This window comes from Zobellia russellii (assembly GCF_044597075.1).
GTDB lineage: Bacteria > Bacteroidota > Bacteroidia > Flavobacteriales > Flavobacteriaceae > Zobellia > Zobellia russellii.
Genome location: NZ_CP139000.1, coordinates 3,085,014 through 3,106,942, shown reverse-complemented (window position 1 = coordinate 3,106,942; position 21,929 = coordinate 3,085,014). Strand labels below are relative to the sequence as shown.

General features: G+C 40.2%; 16 protein-coding genes. 7 read left to right on the top strand and 9 right to left on the bottom strand.

The annotated features are described in order from the left end of the window. The first annotated feature begins 2 nt into the window (after positions 1 to 2). From kbl to SJY45_RS12610, 3 genes are all read left to right on the top strand, one after another. On the top strand, positions 3 to 1,196 hold the full coding sequence (gene kbl / locus SJY45_RS12625) for a glycine C-acetyltransferase (protein ID WP_400071129.1): 1,194 nt from the start codon (positions 3 to 5) through the stop codon (positions 1,194 to 1,196). Positions 1,197 to 1,309: 113 nt separating this feature from the next. Continuing rightward, entirely contained in the window at positions 1,310 to 2,668 is a 1,359-nt protein-coding gene (locus SJY45_RS19155) for an OmpA family protein (RefSeq protein WP_215437037.1), read from the top strand. Positions 2,669 to 2,730: 62 nt separating this feature from the next. Beyond that, positions 2,731 to 5,484 (top strand): PD-(D/E)XK nuclease family protein, encoded by a 2,754-nt coding sequence (locus SJY45_RS12610; RefSeq protein WP_400071123.1) that lies wholly within the window; start codon positions 2,731 to 2,733, stop codon positions 5,482 to 5,484. Between the two features lie 21 nt (positions 5,485 to 5,505). Here SJY45_RS12610 and SJY45_RS12605 read toward each other — a convergent pair whose 3' ends face one another. After that, entirely contained in the window at positions 5,506 to 6,216 is a 711-nt protein-coding gene (locus SJY45_RS12605; protein WP_400071121.1) for an SDR family oxidoreductase, read from the bottom strand. 312 nt (positions 6,217 to 6,528) lie between these two features. Between SJY45_RS12605 and uxaC the strand changes: the two genes are divergently transcribed. From uxaC to SJY45_RS12585, 4 genes are read left to right on the top strand one after another with little or no spacing between them, the layout of a single operon-like run. Continuing rightward, positions 6,529 to 7,926, top strand: a complete 1,398-nt coding sequence (uxaC, locus tag SJY45_RS12600; protein WP_400071119.1) for a glucuronate isomerase — start codon at positions 6,529 to 6,531, stop codon at positions 7,924 to 7,926. A 12-nt stretch (positions 7,927 to 7,938) separates the two neighbouring features. Further along, on the top strand, positions 7,939 to 8,919 hold the full coding sequence (locus SJY45_RS12595) for a TRAP transporter substrate-binding protein (protein ID WP_400071117.1): 981 nt from the start codon (positions 7,939 to 7,941) through the stop codon (positions 8,917 to 8,919). 1 nt (position 8,920) lies between these two features. Further along, on the top strand, positions 8,921 to 9,379 hold the full coding sequence (locus SJY45_RS12590) for a TRAP transporter small permease (protein ID WP_289037568.1): 459 nt from the start codon (positions 8,921 to 8,923) through the stop codon (positions 9,377 to 9,379). A gap of 5 nt (positions 9,380 to 9,384) precedes the next feature. After that, a complete protein-coding gene (locus tag SJY45_RS12585) occupies positions 9,385 to 10,680 on the top strand; it encodes a TRAP transporter large permease (RefSeq protein WP_215437051.1) in 1,296 nt (431 codons plus the stop codon). A 228-nt stretch (positions 10,681 to 10,908) separates the two neighbouring features. Here the strand turns inward: SJY45_RS12585 and SJY45_RS12580 are convergent, their stop codons facing one another. The 8 genes from SJY45_RS12580 to SJY45_RS12545 all read right to left on the bottom strand — a co-directional run bounded on the left by SJY45_RS12580 (position 10,909) and on the right by SJY45_RS12545 (position 21,926). Then, positions 10,909 to 12,324 carry a GH1 family beta-glucosidase gene (locus SJY45_RS12580; protein WP_400071115.1) on the bottom strand — a complete coding sequence of 472 codons (1,416 nt, stop codon included), beginning with the start codon at positions 12,322 to 12,324 and terminating at the stop codon, positions 10,909 to 10,911. A gap of 6 nt (positions 12,325 to 12,330) precedes the next feature. Beyond that, positions 12,331 to 13,338 (bottom strand): glycosyltransferase family protein, encoded by a 1,008-nt coding sequence (locus SJY45_RS12575; RefSeq protein WP_400071113.1) that lies wholly within the window; start codon positions 13,336 to 13,338, stop codon positions 12,331 to 12,333. Between the two features lie 23 nt (positions 13,339 to 13,361). Beyond that, positions 13,362 to 14,225: a UDP-2,3-diacylglucosamine diphosphatase gene (locus SJY45_RS12570; protein ID WP_215437059.1), complete on the bottom strand. Its 864-nt coding sequence runs from the start codon at positions 14,223 to 14,225 to the stop codon at positions 13,362 to 13,364. Between the two features lie 380 nt (positions 14,226 to 14,605). Then, on the bottom strand, positions 14,606 to 15,691 hold the full coding sequence (locus SJY45_RS12565; protein ID WP_400071110.1) for a sulfatase-like hydrolase/transferase: 1,086 nt from the start codon (positions 15,689 to 15,691) through the stop codon (positions 14,606 to 14,608). Continuing rightward, positions 15,688 to 17,283 (bottom strand): fibronectin type III domain-containing protein, encoded by a 1,596-nt coding sequence (locus SJY45_RS12560; RefSeq protein WP_400071108.1) that lies wholly within the window; start codon positions 17,281 to 17,283, stop codon positions 15,688 to 15,690. The genes SJY45_RS12565 and SJY45_RS12560 overlap by 4 nt, the downstream gene beginning before the upstream one ends. Positions 17,284 to 17,285: 2 nt before the next feature. Next, positions 17,286 to 18,653, bottom strand: coding sequence for an aspartate aminotransferase family protein (locus tag SJY45_RS12555; protein WP_400071106.1), 1,368 nt, complete (start codon positions 18,651 to 18,653; stop codon positions 17,286 to 17,288). A 103-nt stretch (positions 18,654 to 18,756) separates the two neighbouring features. Further along, positions 18,757 to 20,403, bottom strand: a complete 1,647-nt coding sequence (locus tag SJY45_RS12550) for an alkaline phosphatase family protein (RefSeq protein ID WP_400071104.1) — start codon at positions 20,401 to 20,403, stop codon at positions 18,757 to 18,759. Positions 20,404 to 20,480: 77 nt separating this feature from the next. Then, positions 20,481 to 21,926, bottom strand: a complete 1,446-nt coding sequence (locus SJY45_RS12545; RefSeq protein WP_400071102.1) for a SusD/RagB family nutrient-binding outer membrane lipoprotein — start codon at positions 21,924 to 21,926, stop codon at positions 20,481 to 20,483. Positions 21,927 to 21,929: the final 3 nt, after the last annotated feature.

The window sequence follows — 21,929 nt, the reverse complement described above, 5'->3', positions numbered from 1 at the left end:
ATATGTACGGAAAAATAAAGCAACATTTAGAAAAAGAACTTGCAAGTATAAAGGAAGAAGGCCTTTATAAAAGCGAAAGGATAATTACATCGCCGCAAGGGGCGGAAATTAAAATTTCAACAGGAGAAGAAGTCATTAACTTCTGTGCCAATAATTATTTGGGGCTATCATCTCACCCGGAAGTAATACAAGCGGCAAAGGATACTTTGGACAGTCATGGATTTGGGATGTCATCCGTACGTTTTATCTGTGGCACCCAAGACATCCATAAAGAGCTTGAAAAGAAAATAGCCGATTTCTACGGTACGGAAGATACCATATTATATGCCGCTGCCTTTGATGCCAATGGTGGAGTTTTTGAACCTTTGTTAACTGCCGAAGATGCCATAATATCTGATTCGCTTAATCATGCCTCTATTATTGATGGGGTTAGATTATGTAAGGCGAAGCGCTACCGCTATATGAATAGTGATATGCAGGATTTGGAAAAACAACTAAAACAGGCCAATGAAGATGATGCCCGTTTTAAAATCATTGTTACGGATGGTGTCTTTTCTATGGATGGGCTTGTTGCACCTTTGGATAAGATTTGTGATTTGGCCGAAAAGTATGATGCCATGGTCATGATAGATGAGTGTCATGCCACCGGATTTATAGGTCCTACTGGAAAAGGTACGTTAGAGGAAAAGGATGTAATGGGCCGGATAGATATCATTACAGGTACTTTGGGCAAAGCTCTTGGAGGTGCCATGGGAGGGTATACCACAGGTAAAAAGGAAATTATTGAAATTTTGCGCCAACGCTCAAGGCCTTACCTATTCTCCAATTCCTTGGCGCCAGCTATAGTTGGGGCATCTATTAAGGTATTTGAACTTTTGGAAAACGATACCTCTTTGCGTGATAAGGTACAGGCAAACGCCGCCTACTTTAAAAAGGGAATGATAGATGCTGGATTTGATATAATAGACGGAGAATCTGCCATTGTACCCGTAATGTTGTATGACGCTAAATTAGCGCAGGAAATGGCGAGCCGTTTGTTGGAAAAAGGAATTTATGTCATAGGGTTTTTCTACCCTGTAGTTCCTAAAGGTAAGGCAAGAATACGTGTTCAATTATCTGCTGCCCATGAAATCAGGCATTTAGACCGCGCAATAGGGGCTTTTATAGAGGTTGGGAAGGACTTAAAAATCGTTTAAATGCATTATTTACGGTATTAAATGCGTTAAAAAAAATAAGAAATTGATTTTGTTAATAATATTTAACAACTTACATTTGCAGCTAATAAACACTTAAACTTAAAAATTTTAACATGAAACATCTTAGCAAATTATTGGTTGTTGCTGTCCTTATTGTAGGCATCAATAACATACAAGCGCAAGACGAGAATAATCCATGGCAAGTACAGTTCGGAGTAAATGCCATAGATGTGTATCCGACAAGCGATGACAATTTCCCGACTCAGACTAGTTCTTTCGGTAATGAGCTTTTCAACGCTTCTGATCACTGGAATATTCTTCCTTCTATTTCTTATGTTGGTGTGTCTAGATCTGTAGGTGACGGTCTTTCTGTAGGCGTTAGAGGATCTTTGAACAAAATCAGTAAATTAGGAGATATAGGAGTTGACGATCTTTCGCACTACGCTTTAGATGGTACTATCAAATATAACTTCCTTGATCAAAAAGTTGTTGACCCGTTCGTAGAAATAGGTGGTGGTTACACTTGGGTTGATGAAATTGGTGCTGGTACTGTTAACGGTGGTGTTGGTGTAAACTTCTGGTTTACTGAAAACATCGGTCTTACTGTACAGACTACTTACAAGCACGCTTTTGAAGATTACGGTCGTAAGCACTGGCAACATTTAGCAGGTATCTCTGTTAAGTTTGGTGGTACTGATACTGACGGTGACGGTGTATATGACAAAGATGATGCTTGTCCAGAAGTTGCTGGTTTAGAAGCTTTCAATGGTTGTCCTGATGCTGACGGTGACGGAATCGAAGACAGCAAAGATGCTTGTCCTAACGAAGCTGGTTCTAAAGAAATGAACGGTTGTCCTGATGCTGACGGTGACGGTGTTGCTGATAAAGATGATAAATGTCCTAACGAAGCAGGATTGGCTAACTTAGCTGGTTGTCCTGATGCTGACGGTGACGGTGTTGCCGATGGTGACGATGAGTGTCCTAACGAAGCAGGTCCTGCTGAGAACAAAGGTTGCCCATGGCCTGATACTGACGGTGACGGTGTATTGGATAAAGATGATAAATGTCCAGATGTTGCAGGTACTGTAGCTAACGCTGGTTGTCCTGAAGTTACTGAAGAAGTACAGAAGCAATTGAATGACTACGCTAGAACTATCTTGTTCGATACAGGTAAGTCTTCTATCAAAGCTGAGTCTACTTCTGTAATGGTTGACATCATCACTATCTTAAAAGAGTACCCAACTGCTAAATTTACAGTAGAAGGTCACACAGATAGCGTTGGTAGCCAGAAATTGAACCAAAGCCTTTCTGAGTCAAGAGCACTTTCTGTAAAAGAGTTCTTAGTAGATAAGGGTATTGAAGAGTTCAGATTGTCTGCTATCGGTTACGGTGAAGACAAGCCAATCGCTTCTAACAACACAAGAAGTGGTAGAAAAGAAAACAGAAGAGTTGAGATTAACTTAGTAAAGTAATTCTCCTCACTAAATAAGTTTAAAAGCCCTGACATTTGTCAGGGCTTTTTTTATTTTTGACTATGCAGAGTTTTCTAGAAGAAGTAGTCAAAGAGGTTTGGGAAAAACACAGTTCGCACGAGCATATTATTTTTGTGCTTCCAAGCAAGCGTGCCGGTACTTTCCTTAAAAATGCCATAGCAAAATCTGCTAACAGCACTTTTTTTGCACCTGAGATTTATAGTATTGAAACTTTTATCGAAAAGATTTCGGGTCTTTCCTATGCAAGCAACACGCAACAGCTGTTCATTTTATACAATACGTACCTAATGGAAACTTCACAAGAGAAGGATAGTTTCTATAGTTTTTCTAACTGGGCACAAACTCTTTTACAGGATTTTAATGAGATAGACCGGTATTTGGTTGATGCCAAAAAGCTATTTTCCAATCTAGCGGCTATACAAGAAGTAACCCATTGGTCGCTTCAAAAGGAGAAAACTAAGATGATGGAGGATTACCTCCGTTTTTGGAATAATCTAGAATCTCTGTACGACAGCTTCAACAATGCATTACTCAGCATAGGTTTAGGGCATCAGGGTTTGGTATACCGTAAGGCCCATTCGGAACTGGATACATATTTAAAGGATAATCAAGAGAAATTTTTCGTTTTCATCGGGTTCAATGCGTTGAACACTGCGGAGACCAAAATTATTCAACATATTCTTGATCACGCCCCATCCGATATATATTGGGATATTGATTCGTACTTTCTAAATGACCCTGTTCATGATGCGGGATTCTTTCTAAGACAACATCTAAAAACTTGGCCTTACCTTAAAGAAAATGCCCTTAAAGGAGTTAGTTCCCACTATTTAGGGGATAAGCAGATTAATGTAGTAGGTGTACCAAAAAACGTTTCACAGGCCAAATATACCGCGTATTTACTTGAGCGTATTCATGCGGAAAAGGCTGTAGATTTAAAACGAACCGCAGTAGTATTGGGAGATGAATCATTGTTGAACCCCATTCTGAACTCCATACCCGAGTGTATCGAGAATGTGAACGTTACCATGGGGTATCCTTTGAACAAGATTCCTTTGGCCAGTTTGTTCGATCAATTTTTGAATCTATATATAAACAGAAATGATCAAGGATGGTTCTATCAGAATATACTAGCGTTTTTGGCGCACCCGTACGTACACGTACTTTTAGGAGGCGATAATCGGGGAAATGAACAATCTCTTGAGGAGGTCATAAAAAATAAGAATTGGGTCTATGTTACTACGGAGCATATTAAACAGGCAGAGGGTAGTGTTGCCGTTGCCTCCAAGTTACTTTTTCATGAACATACCCCTACACCAAAGGAAATTCTAGAACATTGCTTACAGATAATAGCTGGGCTTAAGGACAAATTACATGATTCTAAAGATGCGTTATCCTTAGAATATTTATATAGATACTTTAATTTGTTCAACCAGTTATCAGAGCTGGTAGGGAAGTATGATTTTATTACAGACCTAAAATCTTTGTTGGGCCTATATCGCGAATTATTGTCTTCCGAGACCTTGGATTTTCAAGGTGAACCGTTGGAGGGGCTTCAGGTTATGGGGATGTTGGAAAGCCGCAATCTAGATTTTGAGACAGTAATTATTACATCGGTTAATGAAGGTATTCTTCCTTCCGGAAAATCTAATAATTCTTTTATTCCGTTCGATTTAAAAGTGCAGTTGGGGTTGCCTACATTTAAGGAGAAAGATGCGGTTTATACTTATCACTTTTATAGGCTATTGCAACGCGCAAAAAATATCTACATACTTTATAATACAGAGCCGGATGTTTTGGAAGGTGGTGAGCGTAGTAGGCTTATAAACCAGCTGCTAACGGATGAGAACAGAAGCGCTACGATTAATGAAAGTGTAGCATCGCCCTCTATTTCACCTAAACACCACACTTTAGAATCTATTGAAAAGGACAATGGTTTAATTAAACTTATCAAGGCCCATGCGCTAAAAGGGTTTTCTCCAACATCTTTAAGTAACTATGTTCGTAACCCTATCGATTTTTATAAAAGAAATTTATTAGGAATAGATGATGTACTTGAGGTTGAGGAAACTATTGCTGCCAATACCTTTGGGACTATAGTACATGATACCCTAGAAGAGCTTTATACCCCTTTTATTGGAAAAATACTAAGCGAGGAAGTGTTGGTCCAAGCAAAAACCAGAGTTGCGGAATTGGTAAAAAAGCATTTTGCCAAGACCTATTTGGACGGCGATATTTCAAGAGGGAAAAACTTGATTGCTTTTAATGTGGTATTACGGTACATAGAAAATTTCATCAACCTAGAAATTGCGGATGTCAAAAAGCATCAAATAAAAATAGTAGGGTTAGAGGCCAATCTAAAAATTTCATTGGATATTCCTGAAGTGAGTTTTCCGGTAAATTTAAAAGGGAAGTTAGATAGAATAGATGAGGTGGATGGAGTTTTAAGAATCATTGATTATAAAACGGGAAGTGTTGATCGAGGTCAATTGGAAATTGTAGACGGTGTATCCATAACTTCAGACTATAAATTCAGTAAAGCTTTTCAACTGCTTTGTTACGCTACAATGTACGCTTCGGAACACCCTAAGGTGCTTATGGAAGCAGGAATCATATCGTTTAAAAAACTAAGTTCCGGTGTGTTAAAGTTTGCTACAAAGGATAAAGCGGGCAACGGCGCAAAAAAAGAAACAAAAATAGGGAAAGAAACCCTTTCCCTATTTTATACAGAGCTAACCGCCCTAATCACTGAAATTTGTAACATTCAAGTCCCCTTTACGGAGAAGGAAGTATAACCTCCTAATTCATGGGGAATCTTATTTTTTGTCCGGCCTAGTAGGTCTTACCTCAATTTTGCTTGGTAAGGTACGAGGGTTCATTTTTAATAAATCCAGAACAAGTTCTCCAATATCTTCGGGCTGTATTTTCCAGGCATCTTTTTCGTCGGGTTCGTTACCGGCAAATTCCGTGGCCACAGAACCGGGCATAATGGTAGACACTTTTATATCATACTTTCGTAAATCCAACATGGCCGCTTGGGTAAATCCAACTACACCAAACTTAGTGGCATTATAACCCGTACCCGATGCAAAGAAATTGGTGCCCGCTAAACTGGCCAAGGTTATATAATACCCTTTTGATTTCTTTAAAGCCTCAACCGAAGCTTTTAGCGTATGAAAAACACCACTTAGGTTAGTGTCTATCATTTTGTGCCAAGCATCGTCCTCAAGTTCGTCTACAGGCGCAAAATATCCTACTCCCGCATTGGCCAAAACTACATCTAACTGCCCCCATTGGCCCAATATCTTTTTAACGGCCGCTTTCTCGTCACTTATTTTAGAAACATCTGAGGCCAAAGCCAGCACCCGGTCTTGGGCATTAAGCTGTTTTGCGGCTTCTTGTACAGTGCTTAATGTTCGCCCGCTTATGGCTACTTTAGCTCCTGCCTCTAATAGTTTTACGGCAACACCGTAACCTATCCCTTTTGAGCCTCCTGTTATATAAACTACTTTATTCTTTAGGTCCATTTTGTTATTTTTTTATAAAAATAATTCTCTTAAAAGATCAAAAAAATTTGGGAGCGTTATTCTTTTCTTAAATAAGAAGTTATCCGTTCTAAAATGGGGGTAAAATCATTCAGATGATACTATTTATGCAATTTTAACAAGCTAAATTGTTAATATTTGCATTGACTTTAGCGCTTGAGTGTTGATTCTATAATTTTTCTTGTCTATGCCAGAATAGAAACCTATTTTAGGGGTTTAAGGTTGTTTTTACCAACAACGGAAAATAGGTTCTTGTCTATAGGAATTAGTATAAGCCAGAAAAAACGATATAAAGTGAGCAAATTTTTAGATGATAATTTCTTACTGGAAAGTAAGCAGGCACAGTCGCTCTATCATGAGTATGCGGCTCAAATGCCTATCATAGATTACCATAACCACCTCCCGCCAAAAGATTTAGCGGAAAACCGGGTTTTTGGGAATATAACCAGTGCCTGGATCAACGGCGACCATTATAAATGGAGGGCGATGAGAACTCTTGGTATAAGTGAAAAATATATTACCGGAAATGCTTCCGATAAGGAAAAGTTCATGAAATGGGCCGAAGCTGTTCCGCATACCATGAGAAACCCTTTATACCATTGGACACATCTTGAACTTTCAAGATATTTTGGTATTACGGAAACATTGAGCGGAAAAAATGCTTCTGCAGTTTATGATGCTACCACAGAAATGCTACAATCTTCAGAATTTACTTCTAGGGGATTGATCAGTAAGATGAATGTAACTACACTGTGTACCACAGAGGATCCTACCGATACTTTGGAGTATCACCAACAATTGGCAAAAAGCAACTTTACTACTAAGGTAAGTACCGCATTTAGACCTGATAAAGCTATTTTAATTGAAAGCGAAACCTATAACGAATACATAGATAGTTTAGAGAAGGCTTCCGACTGTGATATTACTACGTATGATGAGTTATGTGATGCATTGCGGAAACGTATCGAATTTTTTAATTCTAACGGCTGTTTCGTGTGCGACCACGGATTATCGCACCTACATGCAGAGGACTTTACGGAGGCCGAAGTAAAAATAATATTCAAGAAAAGAAGGGAAGGTGCGGAAATAAGCCCTAAAGAGGCCGTAAAATTTCAGAGTGCCATCTTATTATACCTATCGGAAACCTATCATGAATTTGGTTGGGTACAACAGTTTCATTTGGGTGCATTGCGTAATAACAATACAAGAATGTTATCTGAACTTGGCCCGGATACGGGTTGGGATTCCATTGGCGACTATACACAGGCCGAAAGCTTATCTAAATTTCTTGATACGCTAGACAGTAAAGATAAACTTACCAAAACCATATTGTATAATCTCAATCCGCGCGATAATGCCTTAATGGCAACTATGACAGGTAATTTTAATGACGGTAGTGTAAAAGGAAAAGTCCAATGGGGTTCCGGATGGTGGTTTTTAGACCAAAAAGACGGTATGATCGATCAGATCAATACCCTTTCCAACATGGGGCTCATAAGCTGTTTTGTAGGCATGCTAACAGATTCAAGAAGTTTCCTTTCTTTTCCTAGACATGAGTATTTCCGTCGTATACTTTGCAATCTTTTCGGTAACGAAATGGCAAAAGGAGAATTGCCTAATGATATGGAATGGATAGGTAAAATGGTGCAAAATATCTGCTACAATAACGCTAAAGAGTACTTTGATCTCTAATTTGGTTATCCTATGAAAGTAAATCTAAAATTTGTTTTTTTCTGTCTTGGAGTACTCATGGTCAGTGGTTGTGGGGACCTTGGGGGTAATCGTACCATTCGCTTGGCACATGGCTTGGATGTGAACCACTCCGTACATAAGGCCATGGTTAAAATGGGTGAAGACCTAAAAGAAATTTCTGGAGGTAAGATGTTGTTGGAAATCTACCCCAACCAACAATTGGGTACCGAACGTCAATGTTTGGAACTGTTGCAAATAGGAAGTCTGGATATGACCAAGGTGTCTGTTGGAACTTTGGAAAACTTTGCGCCTAAAATGAAAGTGCTAGGTCTGCCCTTCCTTTTCAGGGATAGACAACATTCCTTTGATGTACTTGATGGGCCCATTGGTCAGGAATTGTTGAACGATGGCGAAAAATATTGGCTTAAAGGGCTAGGGTATTATGATGCGGGAAGCCGTAGTTTTTACACTAAAGATAGACCTGTTAACAATCCGGATGACCTAGAGGGATTAAAGATTAGGGTAATGGAGAGTGTCACGGCCATGGATATGGTTAAGGACCTTGGAGGTTCGCCTACTCCTATTTCTTGGGGAGAACTGTACACGGCATTACAACAGGGAGTTGTAGATGGGGCAGAGAACAACCCACCTAGTTTCTACTTGTCCAGACATTATGAAGTTTGCAAATTTTACACCTTGGACGAACACACCGTATTGCCGGATGTACTCTTGGCAGGCACACATTTGTGGGATAGCCTATCAGAAGAAGAGCAAAGTTGGCTAAAGAAAGCGGTTGATGGCTCTATTGGTTACCAGCGTAAATTATGGGCAGAATCCGAAGATGAAGCACTGGCCGAAGTTGAAAAAGCAGGTGTGGAAATCATAAGACCGGACAAAACTCTCTTTTCGGAAAAAATAAAAGACTCGTTCAACAAATACAAAGATGACGAGGTCATTTATAAATTGATTCAAGAAATACAAGCAACCAAATAATATGGAATTAAGGAAAAGCATAGACAAAGCCTTGGCCTATTTTCTCGTTACGATAATGGGAGTTATGGTCTTAAATGTATTATGGCAGGTGTTCAGCAGGTTTTTGTTGGGTTCACCTAGTTCGTTTACGGATGAGCTTGCCAGATATTTAATGATTTGGATCGGTATTTTGGGTGCGGCATACGTATCGGGCAAGAACCTTCATGTGGCCATAGACGTATTACCAAAACGTTTTAGCTTGGCAACCCAAAAGAAATTACAGTTAGTGGTGCATTGGCTGGTAATCTTATTTAGTCTTGGGGCTTTGGTTATTGGTGGTTCCCGTTTGGTTTATATCACACATGTGTTAGATCAGCATTCACCAGCACTGCAAGTACCACTTTCCTTGGTTTACCTTGTTATCCCAATAAGCGGTGTGCTTATCATCTATTATAAAATATCTGACCTTCTTAAAGACTAAGTATTATGGAGTATTTACCAATTTTAGTTTTGGTGCTAAGTTTTGTGGTTCTGTTGGCCATAGGAACCCCTGTTGCATGGAGTATCGCCATATCTTCCGTTCTTACTATGTTAGTTAGCATTCCCGTGTTACCGGCCTTTACTACGGTCTCTCAGCGTATAGGTACCGGTCTGGATAGTTTTGCACTATTGGCCATACCATTGTTTATACTTTCGGGAGAACTTATGAATAAAGGGGGTATTGCACATAGGTTAATTGCTTTTGCAAAAACCTTGGTAGGCGCTTTGCCCGGTGGGCTGGCATTGATCAATATTGTTTCTGCCATGCTTATGGGCGCCATTGCTGGTTCATCTATGGCGGCAGCCTCTGCTATGGGAAGTATTTTGGGGCCTGAAATGGAGCGAGAAGGATACTCTAGGGAGTTTGGTGCGGCCGTAAATATAACTGCGGCTACTACAGGTCTCGTTATTCCACCAAGTAATGTACTTATTGTCTATTCTTTAGCAAGTGGTGGGGCCTCTATTGCCGCATTGTTCTTAGCTGGATATATCCCCGGTATTTTAACGGGACTCTTTCTTATGATAGTGGCTTCATTTTGGGCAAAGAAAAAAGGCTATAAAGTAGGAAAACGTAGTTCTTTTAAAGAGATTTTTAGAACCCTTGTTGATGCTTTGCCAAGTTTGTTCATGCTTGTAGTGGTCATAGGTGGTATTGTAATTGGGGTTTTTACTGCAACGGAAGCTTCGGCCATAGCCGTACTATATAGTTTGCTGTTGGGCTTTTTCTACAAGGAAATATCATTTGACAGGCTCCCTAAAATTCTTTTGGATTCCGCTTCAACAACGGCTATTGTAATGCTATTGATCGGTGCTTCCATGAGTATGTCTTGGGCTTTATCTTACGAGAATATTCCACAAGAAATCAGCTCTGGGCTTTTGGGGATTAGCGATAACAAAATTGTTATACTACTTATCATAAACCTACTATTATTGTTTGTAGGTATTTTTATGGATATGACGCCTGCCGTACTGATTTTTACGCCTATATTTTTACCGGTAGTAACCAAATTGGGCCTAGACCCGGTACATTTTGGAATCATTATGGTACTTAACCTTTGTATAGGGCTTTGTACGCCGCCAGTGGGCTCGGTTCTCTTTGTGGGGGTAGGTATTGCCAACACCACTATAGAAAAAGTGATAAAACCGCTGTTTCCACTTTTTATAGCCATGATAATTGCACTGTTTCTTGTGACTTACATTCCGCAACTTAGTTTATGGTTGCCAAGTTTGTTTGATTTATAGAAACTAGAAAGGTTCCAAATCTGGCAATTGCGAAGAGGGTTTTTAGAAAATCAGCTTGGCAATTGTTAGTTTTTTTATGGGATTTATTCAAGAACAACAGAATTATAACGGCTTAACACAACGGTAATAAACGCCTAAAGTTAAGGTCATGACAGATAAGTGATTAAAGGGCATCTTTGCCCCGCGATATCCGGCATACGTTCTTATTTGAATTAGCTTGAATAGAATTTAACCGATGGGGACATCGGTTTTTTTGGCTTCGGACGGTACTGATTTTTTCTTGTCCTTCAAAAAATTACTGTACCACATGCCTGAAGCTTTAATGGTGCGTTTTAGAGTTGTAAAATCAATATGCACCAAACCAAACCTGGGATAATAGCCCTCTGCCCATTCAAAGTTATCGGTAAAGGTCCATACAAAATACCCAGATGTTTTTAGTCCTTCGGTCTGTGCCCTATGAACCTGTTTCAGGTAGTTTTGTAAATATGAAGTTCGTTCTTTATCATTTATACGTTCACCTTCTAAAGTGTCTTCAAAAGCGGCCCCGTTTTCGGTAATAAATACCTTTTTAACTCCTTTATAATCGTTGAATTTTTTCAGCATCTCATAAATACTTGGGGGATAAACTTCCCAGTCCATTAATGTGGTCTGAACATTTCTTTCCGGTGCCTTTAAAATTTTCGCCCTTAAATAAGGTACGGTATAACTGTGCCTAACAACTTCTCTGGTATAATTTTGAATGCCGATAAAATCAAACTCAAAAACACTGTTCTGAGCGTCTTCCGGTCTTTGGTATTTTTTTATTTTTTTGAGAACGGGAATACTTTCATCCGGATAACCCAAGCCCAAACTGGGCTCGATAAAAAGGCGGTTCAGAAGAGCATCGGCCTTGTCCGCTGCTTTTACGTCCTTTCTACTATGGGACCGGGGAGAAATCTGTGAGCAGGAAAAAGTGGTTCCTATGAAGGCGTTGGGTACCATCTTACGAAGTAGCCGCCCGCCCAGAGCTTGGCATAGTACGGCATGGTGAATGGCAGGCAGAAAGTTTTTGAGTCCCTTTTTACCAGGTGCATGTACGCCTAAAAAGTAGCCTGCTCCGGTAAATACCATTGGCTCGTTTAGAACCATCCAATTTTTTACCCGATCACCAAACGCGTTGGCACAAATAGTCACATAATGTTCAAACCAGTCCAAGATTTTTCTATTAGCCCAACCTCCCAATTGTTCTAAATTTTGGGGCAGATCCCAATGGTATAGAGTTACCCAAGGCGTAATGCCGCATTTAAGGCAAAAACTGATTACATCATTATAAAATGCTATTCCTTTTTGGTTTACTTCACCGGTACCGTCCGGAAGAATTCTTGTCCATGATATTGAAAACCTGTAGTGTTCAATATTCATGGATTTCATTAAAAGGATATCATCTTCATATCTATGGTAGAAATCGCAGGTTATTTCTGCATGTTGATTTTTATAAATGGCACCTTTTTTAGTGACAAATTCGTCCCAAATAGACTTTCCTTTTCCATCTGCTGTATGGGCTCCCTCAATTTGGTAAGCTGCTGTGGATACGCCCCAAACAAAATCTTCTCCAAAATCATCAGGTTGCAAGTCAAAAGTTGATTGCGCACTCGTATTCGCCATTTAAAATTATTTGCCGGTGTAAGTAGATAATGATTCTTCCAAAACGGATTCAATTATCTCATCTGTAGTATCTGGGTAGTGCACATCTAGCTTGGTATTGGTATCTATCCAAGATTTAATTTTATCCAGATGCTTCAGTTTTAAAGATTTAACAACAGGAACTCCCATTTCCTTTAATGCCGCTGCATTACACTGCTGTTCATATTGGCCTTTCATAGGAATTACCAATAATTTTTTTTGCATGTGCAAAGCTTCTGCCGGCGTTTCAAAACCGGCGCCGCAAAGGACTCCTTTGCTATTTGCCATGCTGTTTACAAAAGCTTCATTGGTTATTGGGCTAATGGTAATATTATTGGAAAATATCTCTTTCTGGTTGTGCTTAGAGAACACTTGCCATTTAACATCCTTTATTTGCGATAGCATTTTAAGCAATTTTTCATCGCTATAGGAGGGCAGGTACACTGTATAATGTTCGCCCAAAGTTCTTGTGGTAGACCTTATGTCCTGTCTAATAATGGGAGTAAAGATTCTATCATCATAGGCTTTAAAGTGAAAGCCGTACTGTGTAGTAGAGGGTGCATATTTCTCAAGAATGAGCTTTCCTAAGTGATCTTTTTGTTTTGGTTTTGGTGCGTGACGCGATAAGACCGCCGCTTGATGGCTAAGGGCTATACAGGGCAGGTTTTTTGCTTTACACGCCCATGCGGAAATGGGTTCAAAATCATTAATGACCAAATCATACGCCGCAACCGGAACGCTTTTAATTTCTTTTTTTATTCTAGCCGAGTTGGTTTTGGCATAGGTACGCCACATATCTACACCCCCTTTTTTTCCAAAAATAAAACTCCAGCCGCTCAATTGGTATTTAACGGGGTAGGGTAGTTTAATATCCGCTTGGGTACCACTTACCAGTAAATCTAGCTCAATGTTGTTTTTTTGTAGGGATGGTATAATATCCCGGGCTCTACTTAAATGCCCGTTTCCAGTACCTTGTATCGCATAGAGTACTTTCATCTACTGTTCTTTTTTGGGGTTGGTCATTTTTTTACTTTTGAGGCTACCATGTCATTAAACTCGGACATTAGGCTTTGAAAAAGTTCTTTTTTCTCCAGCATTTCAACATGGTCATTGCTATCCGAGTTGTACGCCTGTATGTACAAATCGTCTTCATATTTATAGAGCTTCCACTCTCCATGGGAATATTCAAGCGCGGTAAGGTTTTCTATCCAATCACCGGAATTCAGGTACATTACCTTGCCGTTATCCGTTTCTATAGATTTAATCTCAGGTTGATGGATGTGTCCGCATATTACATAATCAAATTCATTCTCTATGGCAATATCCGCAGCGGTCTGCTCAAAGTTGTTAATGAACTTTACGGCCGATTTTACACTGTTCTTTATTTTCTTGGACATGGAAACAGGTCCCTTTCCCAATTTTTTGTAGCAAAAGTTTACCGCACTGTTAATAAGAATAAGGGTGTCATAACCAATGGCCCCTAGTTTGGCCAACCATTTGGAATGTTGCATGGTAACATCAAAAACATCCCCATGAAAAATCCAAGCTTTTCTGCCATGAACGTTTAGTACCAACTTGTTTACTATACTAAAAGAACCTAGTTTAAAGCCGGAAAATTTACGCATCATTTCATCATGGTTACCGGTAATGTAATGCACTTTTACGCCTTTGGTAATCCATTCCATTAGCAGTTTCACCACTTTCATGTGCGATTTTGGCCAGTATCGTTTATTAAACTGCCATATATCAACAATATCACCGTTCAATACTACTTGCTTAGGGTTTATGGATTTTAGATACTTGATCAATTCCTTGGCTTGACATCCATAAGTTCCAAGGTGTATGTCCGAAATGACAACAATATCTACGGGTCTTTTTTTCATTGTATGGAGGGGTAGCTACGCTTTCTTATTTTCTTGAATTTTAAGGGCGAAAAGTAGCTTCTAAGTTGTGAGATTAGAAGGTTTACCACAAGAGTGGACAAGTATACTAGAACTATTTTCATATAGAGAAAACAAGTTTGGATAAAGATTGGTCTTTTAGTTTACTCGTTCGTAAACTATAGATTAACAATTTGTTAGCTAATCTTTACATTTAGAGCAGCACTTTTTTGAGCATAAAAAAAACCGATGCTGAGACGTGCACCGGTTTTACTAAACTAACTCAAACTAGATTAACTCAAATAATCACAGCGCAAAATTCGTTTAAAGTGGCTGTTGTAGAGTTAACTTAATATCAAGCTATCATTATATAAACTATAGATTCATTTTTTTCCCAAGGATAGTGGTTTTCCCGGCATGCTATTAGGTTCATTTTTTAAACTCAAGACCTTTAAAATAGTTGGGGCAATTTGGTTGCTATATAGTTGTTTCGGTGTTGAAACTTCGCCTTGGGCATCAATACCTTTTCCAAATAGAATCATCCATACCTGTCCGGCACCTTTTATGTCTTCACCATGACTTTTCCAAGTTTCCAAAGGTTGGGTTCCACGGCCATGATCGGTAGTAATTATAAAGAGGGTTCTATCTTTGTAAAAGGGGTCTTGCTGTGTAAAATCGTACAAATCCTTTAGTAAGGCATCTGTGTTATGGGCAGATTTTAAATAGGCCTGATAGTTGCCATCATGTGCAAAATCGTCGGTTTCACCGTAGGCAATGTAAGTTAATTCAGGATGGTTTTTCTTCATATGCTCAATAGCATAGTGGTGTGTAAAGGCATCCAGACGAACCGTTCCCCAAGGGCTGGGTACTCTTGGTTGTAGCTCGTTCAGGAATCTTTCTCGTTCGCTAAGGTCTTTCCCTTTGGCAATTTCAAATCCGCCATTTACGGGTACGCCCGAGCGTATTTCATTTACGATAAAAGGAAAAACATCCCAGCTACCAAAAGCTGCGACCTTGTTTTTATACCGCACATCAGAATTGGCCATTTCAAGAACGGTAGTGTTGGGGTTGGGTATTTTATCGTTACTATCTATACGGGAATCATCTGCTTTACCCGTCAATATTTCATTATAACCGGGGTATGAGAACCACATTTTATTGGTGAGGTCTACCTTGCTCCCCAATTCTCGGTTACCGTGAATTTGTCCCATCTCCGATATGGAATTCCAAACAAAGGGCATTAAGGCTTTTCTTCTTTCCTGTGGCGAGGGTTTCCAAAATAGATTTTTCAATGCCGTGGTATCATGAACATAGGTAGGGTTGGATACCAAAAGCGGGTCCGCTCCTGAAAAGAGCTCTTGCCATCGCAACCCGTCCAAAGTTATCAGAACCACTTTAGTATCGTTCTCTTGGGCGTTGGTTTTTACAAAAAAAAGAAGTACAAGAATACAGAGTGTCAACTTTTTCATGGGTTTTTGGTTTTAAAAGTTTGAGTGTTGGACCAGTTGCTCCAATTCAGGTGCTGATCGCGGTAGCGAACGCGCCAATAGTACGTGGTGTTCGGTTCCAGTCTCTTGGAAGGCTCATCCGTTAAGTCATCTCCTTCCTGTCTGTTTTCAAGATAGTACCAATTTTCCGATTGTTTCCAACGGTCTAGGACTAGTTTTGAGAAATCAGGTTGCGTAGCTATTTGCCAATGTGCGGCCGCATGGTATGCCCCGTTCAAGGAACTGCTAAACTTTCCCGCATTTAATGTAGTTCCCGTAAAGGGGATGTTTTCTCCTTTTGGGGAAATGGCTTGTGGCGCATCGGGTTTGTGACTCTTTGCGTAAATGGTGATTTCGTCTGTCTTTTCATTGGATTTAAACTGGTTCTCGTTGCCCCTGCTTATTCGTTTTAAAGTGAATTTAGGATTGCCTTCGGTGGCGTCTACCTCTACCATCACAAATCCGTATTCATCTTGGGTTACGGTAAATTCGTCATAATCACGACCTTCAAACTCGCCCCAATTATCAATAGCTCCACCGGCCGAAGCTACATTGACCCATAGGTGTTTATGGTCTTTGGATTGCCCCCTGGAATAGCCATGCGTATGACCAAAAAAATGAAGACTGGGTTTGCCGGTTTCCGTGGTAAAATTTTCAAGGAGTTTAACAACTTTTCCTGTAGATTCTTCCTCTCCGGGTATCCACAATTCCGATTTATGCGGATGGTGCAATTGTGCGAACACAAAGTCTATATCCGGATTGTTGGCCGTTTCTGCCAGGACTTCTTTCAACCAAGTATATTGTTGTTCTATGTCTCGGTAACCCTCATTAGAATTGAGACCTATAATCCGCGTATTTCCATAGTCTTTGTACCACCAATGCTCCGCATAAGCGGGAGTTCCGTTTTTGGGCAGACTGAAGTATTTAAAATAATAGGCCGAATTCTTTTCATGGTTACCTAGCACTGGATAGACGGGAACCTCCGCAAACAGATTTTGTGCGGGGTCAAAAAAATCATCTTTCCACTGGTCGTATTTAGTGCCGTTTTCTACTAGGTCTCCAGGAACCATTACTAAGGCTAAATTCTCCGGAAGCGCTTCACCGTATTCGGTTTTGAGGTAGGGAATGATACCTTCATTTACAATCTCAGAAAATTTATCCGGATTTTGATGGTCTTTTTGCATATCGCTCATGGCGAGCATATTAAACGATCGATTATCGCTCGAAAAAGGAGGTGTCTTAAACTGAAAAATATCAGAGATCACATTACCTGTACGTACGCGATAAAAATAGGTGGTAAACCTTTTCAGGTTTTCTATCTGGACTTCGTGAATTCTAGAATGGGTAAAATTGATATCGTAAGCGATGCCTTTTGTCTTTTTGCCCAGTTTCTGGGTCGTGCCCCACTCAACAATGCTTTCTTCGCCGCTAGAGGTTTGCCATAGTACTTTAATGGAATTAGGGGTGGCATCCTGTAAGTATGGGTGTACCAATAGAGAAGGTTGGTCTTTTTGTCCGTTCACTAGTGAAAAAAGCATAAGGTTAAGCAGGAGTAAAAGGTGTTTGTTTTTCATTTTCAGTTGGTTTCAAGGTTTAACGAAGTAAGGGAATTATCTAGAATTTTCACCGCTTCTTTTAACGAATCCTCAGAAATGGTGAGTGCCGGTGCAAGTTGGAGAACATTGCCAGCGGAGACCTTAAAGCTAAGTCCGTTTTTTAAGCACTCGTACATTACTTTTTCGGCTTCGTCAATTGCTTTTTCTTTAGTTTTTTGGTCTTTTACCAGTTCAATTCCCCATAAAAGCCCTAGACCTCTAATATCACCTATAATTGAATGCTTTTGTTTTAGGCGATTCATTTCTTGGTGCATGATTCGCTCAAGATTTTTGATTTTATCCAGGCGAAGTTCCTCTTCAATAATTTCTAGGGTAGTCAATGCGGCTATAGCTCCAAGCGGACTCTTTTCATGGGTGTAGTGACCCAAGGAAATATCACTGAAATTATTATAGGAATCACGTGTAACGATAGCTGCCTGTGGAAAAATTCCACCTCCCAATCCTTTTCCCAAACAAAGGATATCCGGTTCTATATCATAATGTTCAAAAGCGAACATTTTTCCGGTACGGCCCATGGCTATAGGAATTTCATCTAAAATCAAGAGTACGCCATAGGTATCACAAAGTTTCCGGGCTTCTTTCCAAAAGGTTTTTGAGGGAAGTTGTACATCCGTATTTCTTACGGTCTCTGCCAAAAAGGCGCCAATATCTCCTTCTTTTGCGAATACATATTCTAAATACTCCAGACATTTAGATTCGTTGCCTTCGTAAATGCCGCGGTAGGTGACAGGCGGCGGAATGCGTTCTACTCCCGGCATCATGGGTCCCATGTATTCTCTAAAAACAGATTCACCACCTACACTTATAGCATCTAATGAGGCGCCGTGAAAAGAACCCCAAAATGAAACTACCTTGAATTTACCAGTGACCGCCCGTGCCAGTTTAAGGGCGATGCCAATGGCGGCGCTACCATTGGGGGTCATAAGTGTTCGGTTTAAATCTGATGGTAAGAGAGAGGCCAGTTTCTCGGCAAAATTAATGGCTGCTTCGTTGGTGTACCGCCGGGTAGAAAAGGTAAGCGATTGTAATTGCTCGGTAAGGCGCTGTACCAATATTGGATGCGAAAAACCCAATTGATGCACATTATTGCCATGAAAATCAAGATACTTTTTACCGGATAGGTTTTCGATATAAGGTCCTTCACAGTTTTTAAGTACGTCTAGACAGGGAGAGGATAGAGCCTGATGAAAAAAATACCGGGCATCTTTTTCAAGAAGGGCTTTTGTGCTTTCATCTACCTCATGGTCTAGCCAAGCTTGTCTGGCGGGAGTGTAGTTAATATCGCCCTCAGTTCTTTTGTTGGGTTTTATTTTTTTATTCGGATGCATAAAGACTTTGTTCCCAAGAGTAGGGTTTGGTACTATTTTGCTGGGCACAAACTGTAGTGCCCAGCGAAAACAGCGTTATAAAACAGAAATTGAGAAAATTCATCTAATCGGCTATCAATAAAGGATGGGTTAAAATTTGTTTGACCATTTCCCCTTCCTTTACGAAAACATCTAGCCAACCATCGCCCCCACCGTTGAACCAAAGAACTTTGAGGGTGTGAAGACCGGGTTTTAAAGTTATTGCTCCATCTTTTGTTCTTACCCCATGGTCGCCGTCGTTGTCTACTACGAGTTCGTTACCTATAAAGAGTTGACTACCATCATCCGAGCGAACATAGAACCTAAAACTTTTTTCTTGATCTACCCTTATTTGGGTAGTGAACCGTACCACGGTATTGGATTTTATCTTATCCTTTATTTCATCGGAAGTAATTTCAAAAACATTTCCGGTTAGATTCGGTTTTTTTGAACCTAGGGCCGGAAGAAAAGAAAGTTGGTCTTCGTAGAAAATCTCGTATTTTACTGGTTTTTTAAGGTCTTTTGGGCGAATTCTAAAATAGGCTTCTGCAACCGGACTACTAATTTTTTCATTAGTGAACATTGCACTTTTAACCACCGTATTTTGGGTTAGTGAGATGACCTTTTCATAAGCGTTGGAAGTTTTTGTTGGTAATGAACCATCTAAGGTATATCTGATGGTACCCTCTTCGTTTATATTTTTGATTTCAACGGAAGTAGATTCGGTGAAAAGTCCACCTGCCTTTTTATTACCATCCGATTTGGGAAAAATAACAGGCTCCTTCAACTGCTCAAGAAGTATATAGTCATCTTCAATTTCATAACCTTCAAAAGCCGAGAGTACAGGTTTTCCGATCCAGGCATATGGGATTTTTAGACCTAGAGCAAAAGCTACCGTAGCTGCGTTGTCATACTGATAGACAGGGTGGATAATTTTATGGTTTTTCTTGACTCCCTTTCCCCAAACGATAAAGGGAATTTCAATTTCTTGAAGTGATTCGCCACCATGCCCTTTGCCTAAACCACCATGATCGGCACTAACGATTACCAGTGTTTTGTCCGCAATACCGGCTGTTTTAATTGCGTCCATAACTTCTTTAAGAAGTTTATCTGATTTCTCTACAGATTCGTAATAATGTGGGGTGCCATGGCCGTACTCGTGACCGGCGTGATCTACATGGTCAAAATGTATAAAAGTGAGTTTTGGTTTTTTGGTTTTAATGTAAGAACTGGCCAAAACTGCGGTTTCATCTTCCGTTTCCGGACTTGTATCATAATCAACTGCACTTTTCTCGAACAGTCTTCCGAAACCTCCCCAGTGATAAATGGCACCTATTTCGGAGGAGGCTATTTGATCATGGGTCAATTGAAAAATAGTGGGGAATATGAATTCCTCATTTTGTGTAACCGCGGGAAGCGTAAAATTATCGCGTTCCCAAGCATTGGACGTTATACCATGTTGCTCGGGTCCGGCTCCCATAATCATTGAAGCCCAATTAGTACTTGAACTGGTAGGGAGAACCGCTCTTGCATGCAAGGAATAGGCACCTTCTTGCATTAATTTGTCAAAAGTAGGGGTAACTGCATTTTGCAGTCCATCCGGGCTTAGTCCGTCAAAACCTATCACCACTACGTGTTCAATGTCTAAAGTAGGTACTTCTTGACCATTAATGCTTTTGGACCATATTCCGCAGAGCGCCAGCATAGGTATAAGTAACTTAATTGGTTTCATAATTTGAAAAATTAATTATAACAATGCTTTTGCCTTGGTTGTTACGTTGGGCAAAAGCATTGCTGTTTATAAGAAGGTTAGTACCTTGTTCCGGTCTCCCACCATCCCTTAGAGTTTATATTATCCCCACCAATTGCTTCTACTGCAGCTTTATAGTTTATTTTGTTCAACGTTTGTTCAGAAGAAGGGTATAGGAATCTAACCGGGTAAAGACCTTGGTTTTCGTTGTCCGGTCCGGCTTCAAGTGCAGGAAGGCCTGTTCTCCTATAATCAAACCAACCTTGGTAATCTACATTCCAGAGTGCTAGTGTTTTTTGGGTCATTAGCAATTCAATGCTCCCGTCGTAAGCTACGGATGGCTGTGCTAAGTAAGCATCAATAACCGCATCGTCCGTTACGCCCCAATACTTCATGCTTTGGCGAATTCCTTCATTGTAAAAAGTTTCGGCATCACCGGAAATAAAGCCTCTTTCTGCGGCTTCCGCCAAAATAAAGTTCACCTCAGAGCTTTTTATAATATAGGCCTCAGCCTCAGTTCTGGAAAAATAGAACAATTCAACATCTAAACGGCTAGGGCTGTTGGCATCGTCATACGCTCTAGCGTTATCTTGGTTTAAGCCAATAGGGATGCCCACATATGCTCCATCGCTATTGCGGTCAAACCAAATATCCAATCTAGGGTCGTTGAAACGGGTAAGGTATTCAAGTCCGGTAGTACACAAGCTTTTCTCGTCAAAACCACCTATACGGCCTGTACTTTCCGGCCAAGAATCCGTATTTGAAGTTCCGCTGAAAGTTAAGGTAGCATTGTCATCATTGGTCATGATATAGTTACCCGCACTAACAATAGCTTGCATTTGGGCCGATACGTCTCTTTGTTTTGAGATTCGCAACAAGTAACGTAAGCGAAGGGAATTTGCTAGTTTTCTCCATTTTGCAGCATCACCATCAAAAATAGCATCTCCGGTTGAGCCTGTAATGGCTTCACCTAAGGCCAAAGCGGCATCGGCATCAACTAAATCTTGAAGAACGCCATTGTAAACTGTTTCTTGATCATCGTATTTTGGGGTAAAAACCGCATTTGTTTTTCCGGTAATAGCTTCCGTGTAAGGAACGTTAGCATAAAGATCCGTTAAATTGGCATAACAAAGGGCTCTTAAGGTTAGGGCAATGCCTTCATAAGTGCTGTTCTTTGTTTCCTCTGCTCTAGAGATTTCTAGAATATCCGTTACTTCCGGTAAAATTTCATAGAAAAAATTCCAAAGTCCTTGATCTCCCCATTCAAATTGACCAAAACCAGGAAAATTGTTCTTTGCCATTAGCTGGGTAAGGGTATTTCCGTCCGAATATCCTTCCGATGTTAAAGTACGGGCAATTTCAGAAGTTGCCGTTGCGGTAAGTAGATTGGCACTTACCATTTCCGGAGCATTAGGGTTGGTATTGGTTTCTTCAAAATCTTCGGTACAGCCCGTTAAGCTTAAGCCGGCTAGAAGAATTATGGTAAATATTTTTGATGTTTTCATCTT

Coding starts and splice junctions, on each gene's coding strand:
- kbl (WP_400071129.1), top strand. CDS start 3: ATGTACGGAAAAATAAAGCAACATTTAGAAAAAGAACTTGCAAGTATA.
- SJY45_RS19155 (WP_215437037.1), top strand. CDS start 1,310: ATGAAACATCTTAGCAAATTATTGGTTGTTGCTGTCCTTATTGTAGGC.
- SJY45_RS12610 (WP_400071123.1), top strand. CDS start 2,731: ATGCAGAGTTTTCTAGAAGAAGTAGTCAAAGAGGTTTGGGAAAAACAC.
- SJY45_RS12605 (WP_400071121.1), bottom strand. CDS start 6,216: ATGGACCTAAAGAATAAAGTAGTTTATATAACAGGAGGCTCAAAAGGG.
- SJY45_RS12595 (WP_400071117.1), top strand. CDS start 7,939: ATGAAAGTAAATCTAAAATTTGTTTTTTTCTGTCTTGGAGTACTCATG.
- SJY45_RS12590 (WP_289037568.1), top strand. CDS start 8,921: ATGGAATTAAGGAAAAGCATAGACAAAGCCTTGGCCTATTTTCTCGTT.
- SJY45_RS12585 (WP_215437051.1), top strand. CDS start 9,385: ATGGAGTATTTACCAATTTTAGTTTTGGTGCTAAGTTTTGTGGTTCTG.
- SJY45_RS12580 (WP_400071115.1), bottom strand. CDS start 12,324: ATGGCGAATACGAGTGCGCAATCAACTTTTGACTTGCAACCTGATGAT.
- SJY45_RS12575 (WP_400071113.1), bottom strand. CDS start 13,338: ATGAAAGTACTCTATGCGATACAAGGTACTGGAAACGGGCATTTAAGT.
- SJY45_RS12570 (WP_215437059.1), bottom strand. CDS start 14,225: ATGAAAAAAAGACCCGTAGATATTGTTGTCATTTCGGACATACACCTT.
- SJY45_RS12565 (WP_400071110.1), bottom strand. CDS start 15,691: ATGAAAAAGTTGACACTCTGTATTCTTGTACTTCTTTTTTTTGTAAAA.
- SJY45_RS12560 (WP_400071108.1), bottom strand. CDS start 17,283: ATGAAAAACAAACACCTTTTACTCCTGCTTAACCTTATGCTTTTTTCA.
- SJY45_RS12555 (WP_400071106.1), bottom strand. CDS start 18,653: ATGCATCCGAATAAAAAAATAAAACCCAACAAAAGAACTGAGGGCGAT.
- SJY45_RS12550 (WP_400071104.1), bottom strand. CDS start 20,403: ATGAAACCAATTAAGTTACTTATACCTATGCTGGCGCTCTGCGGAATA.
- SJY45_RS12545 (WP_400071102.1), bottom strand. CDS start 21,926: ATGAAAACATCAAAAATATTTACCATAATTCTTCTAGCCGGCTTAAGC.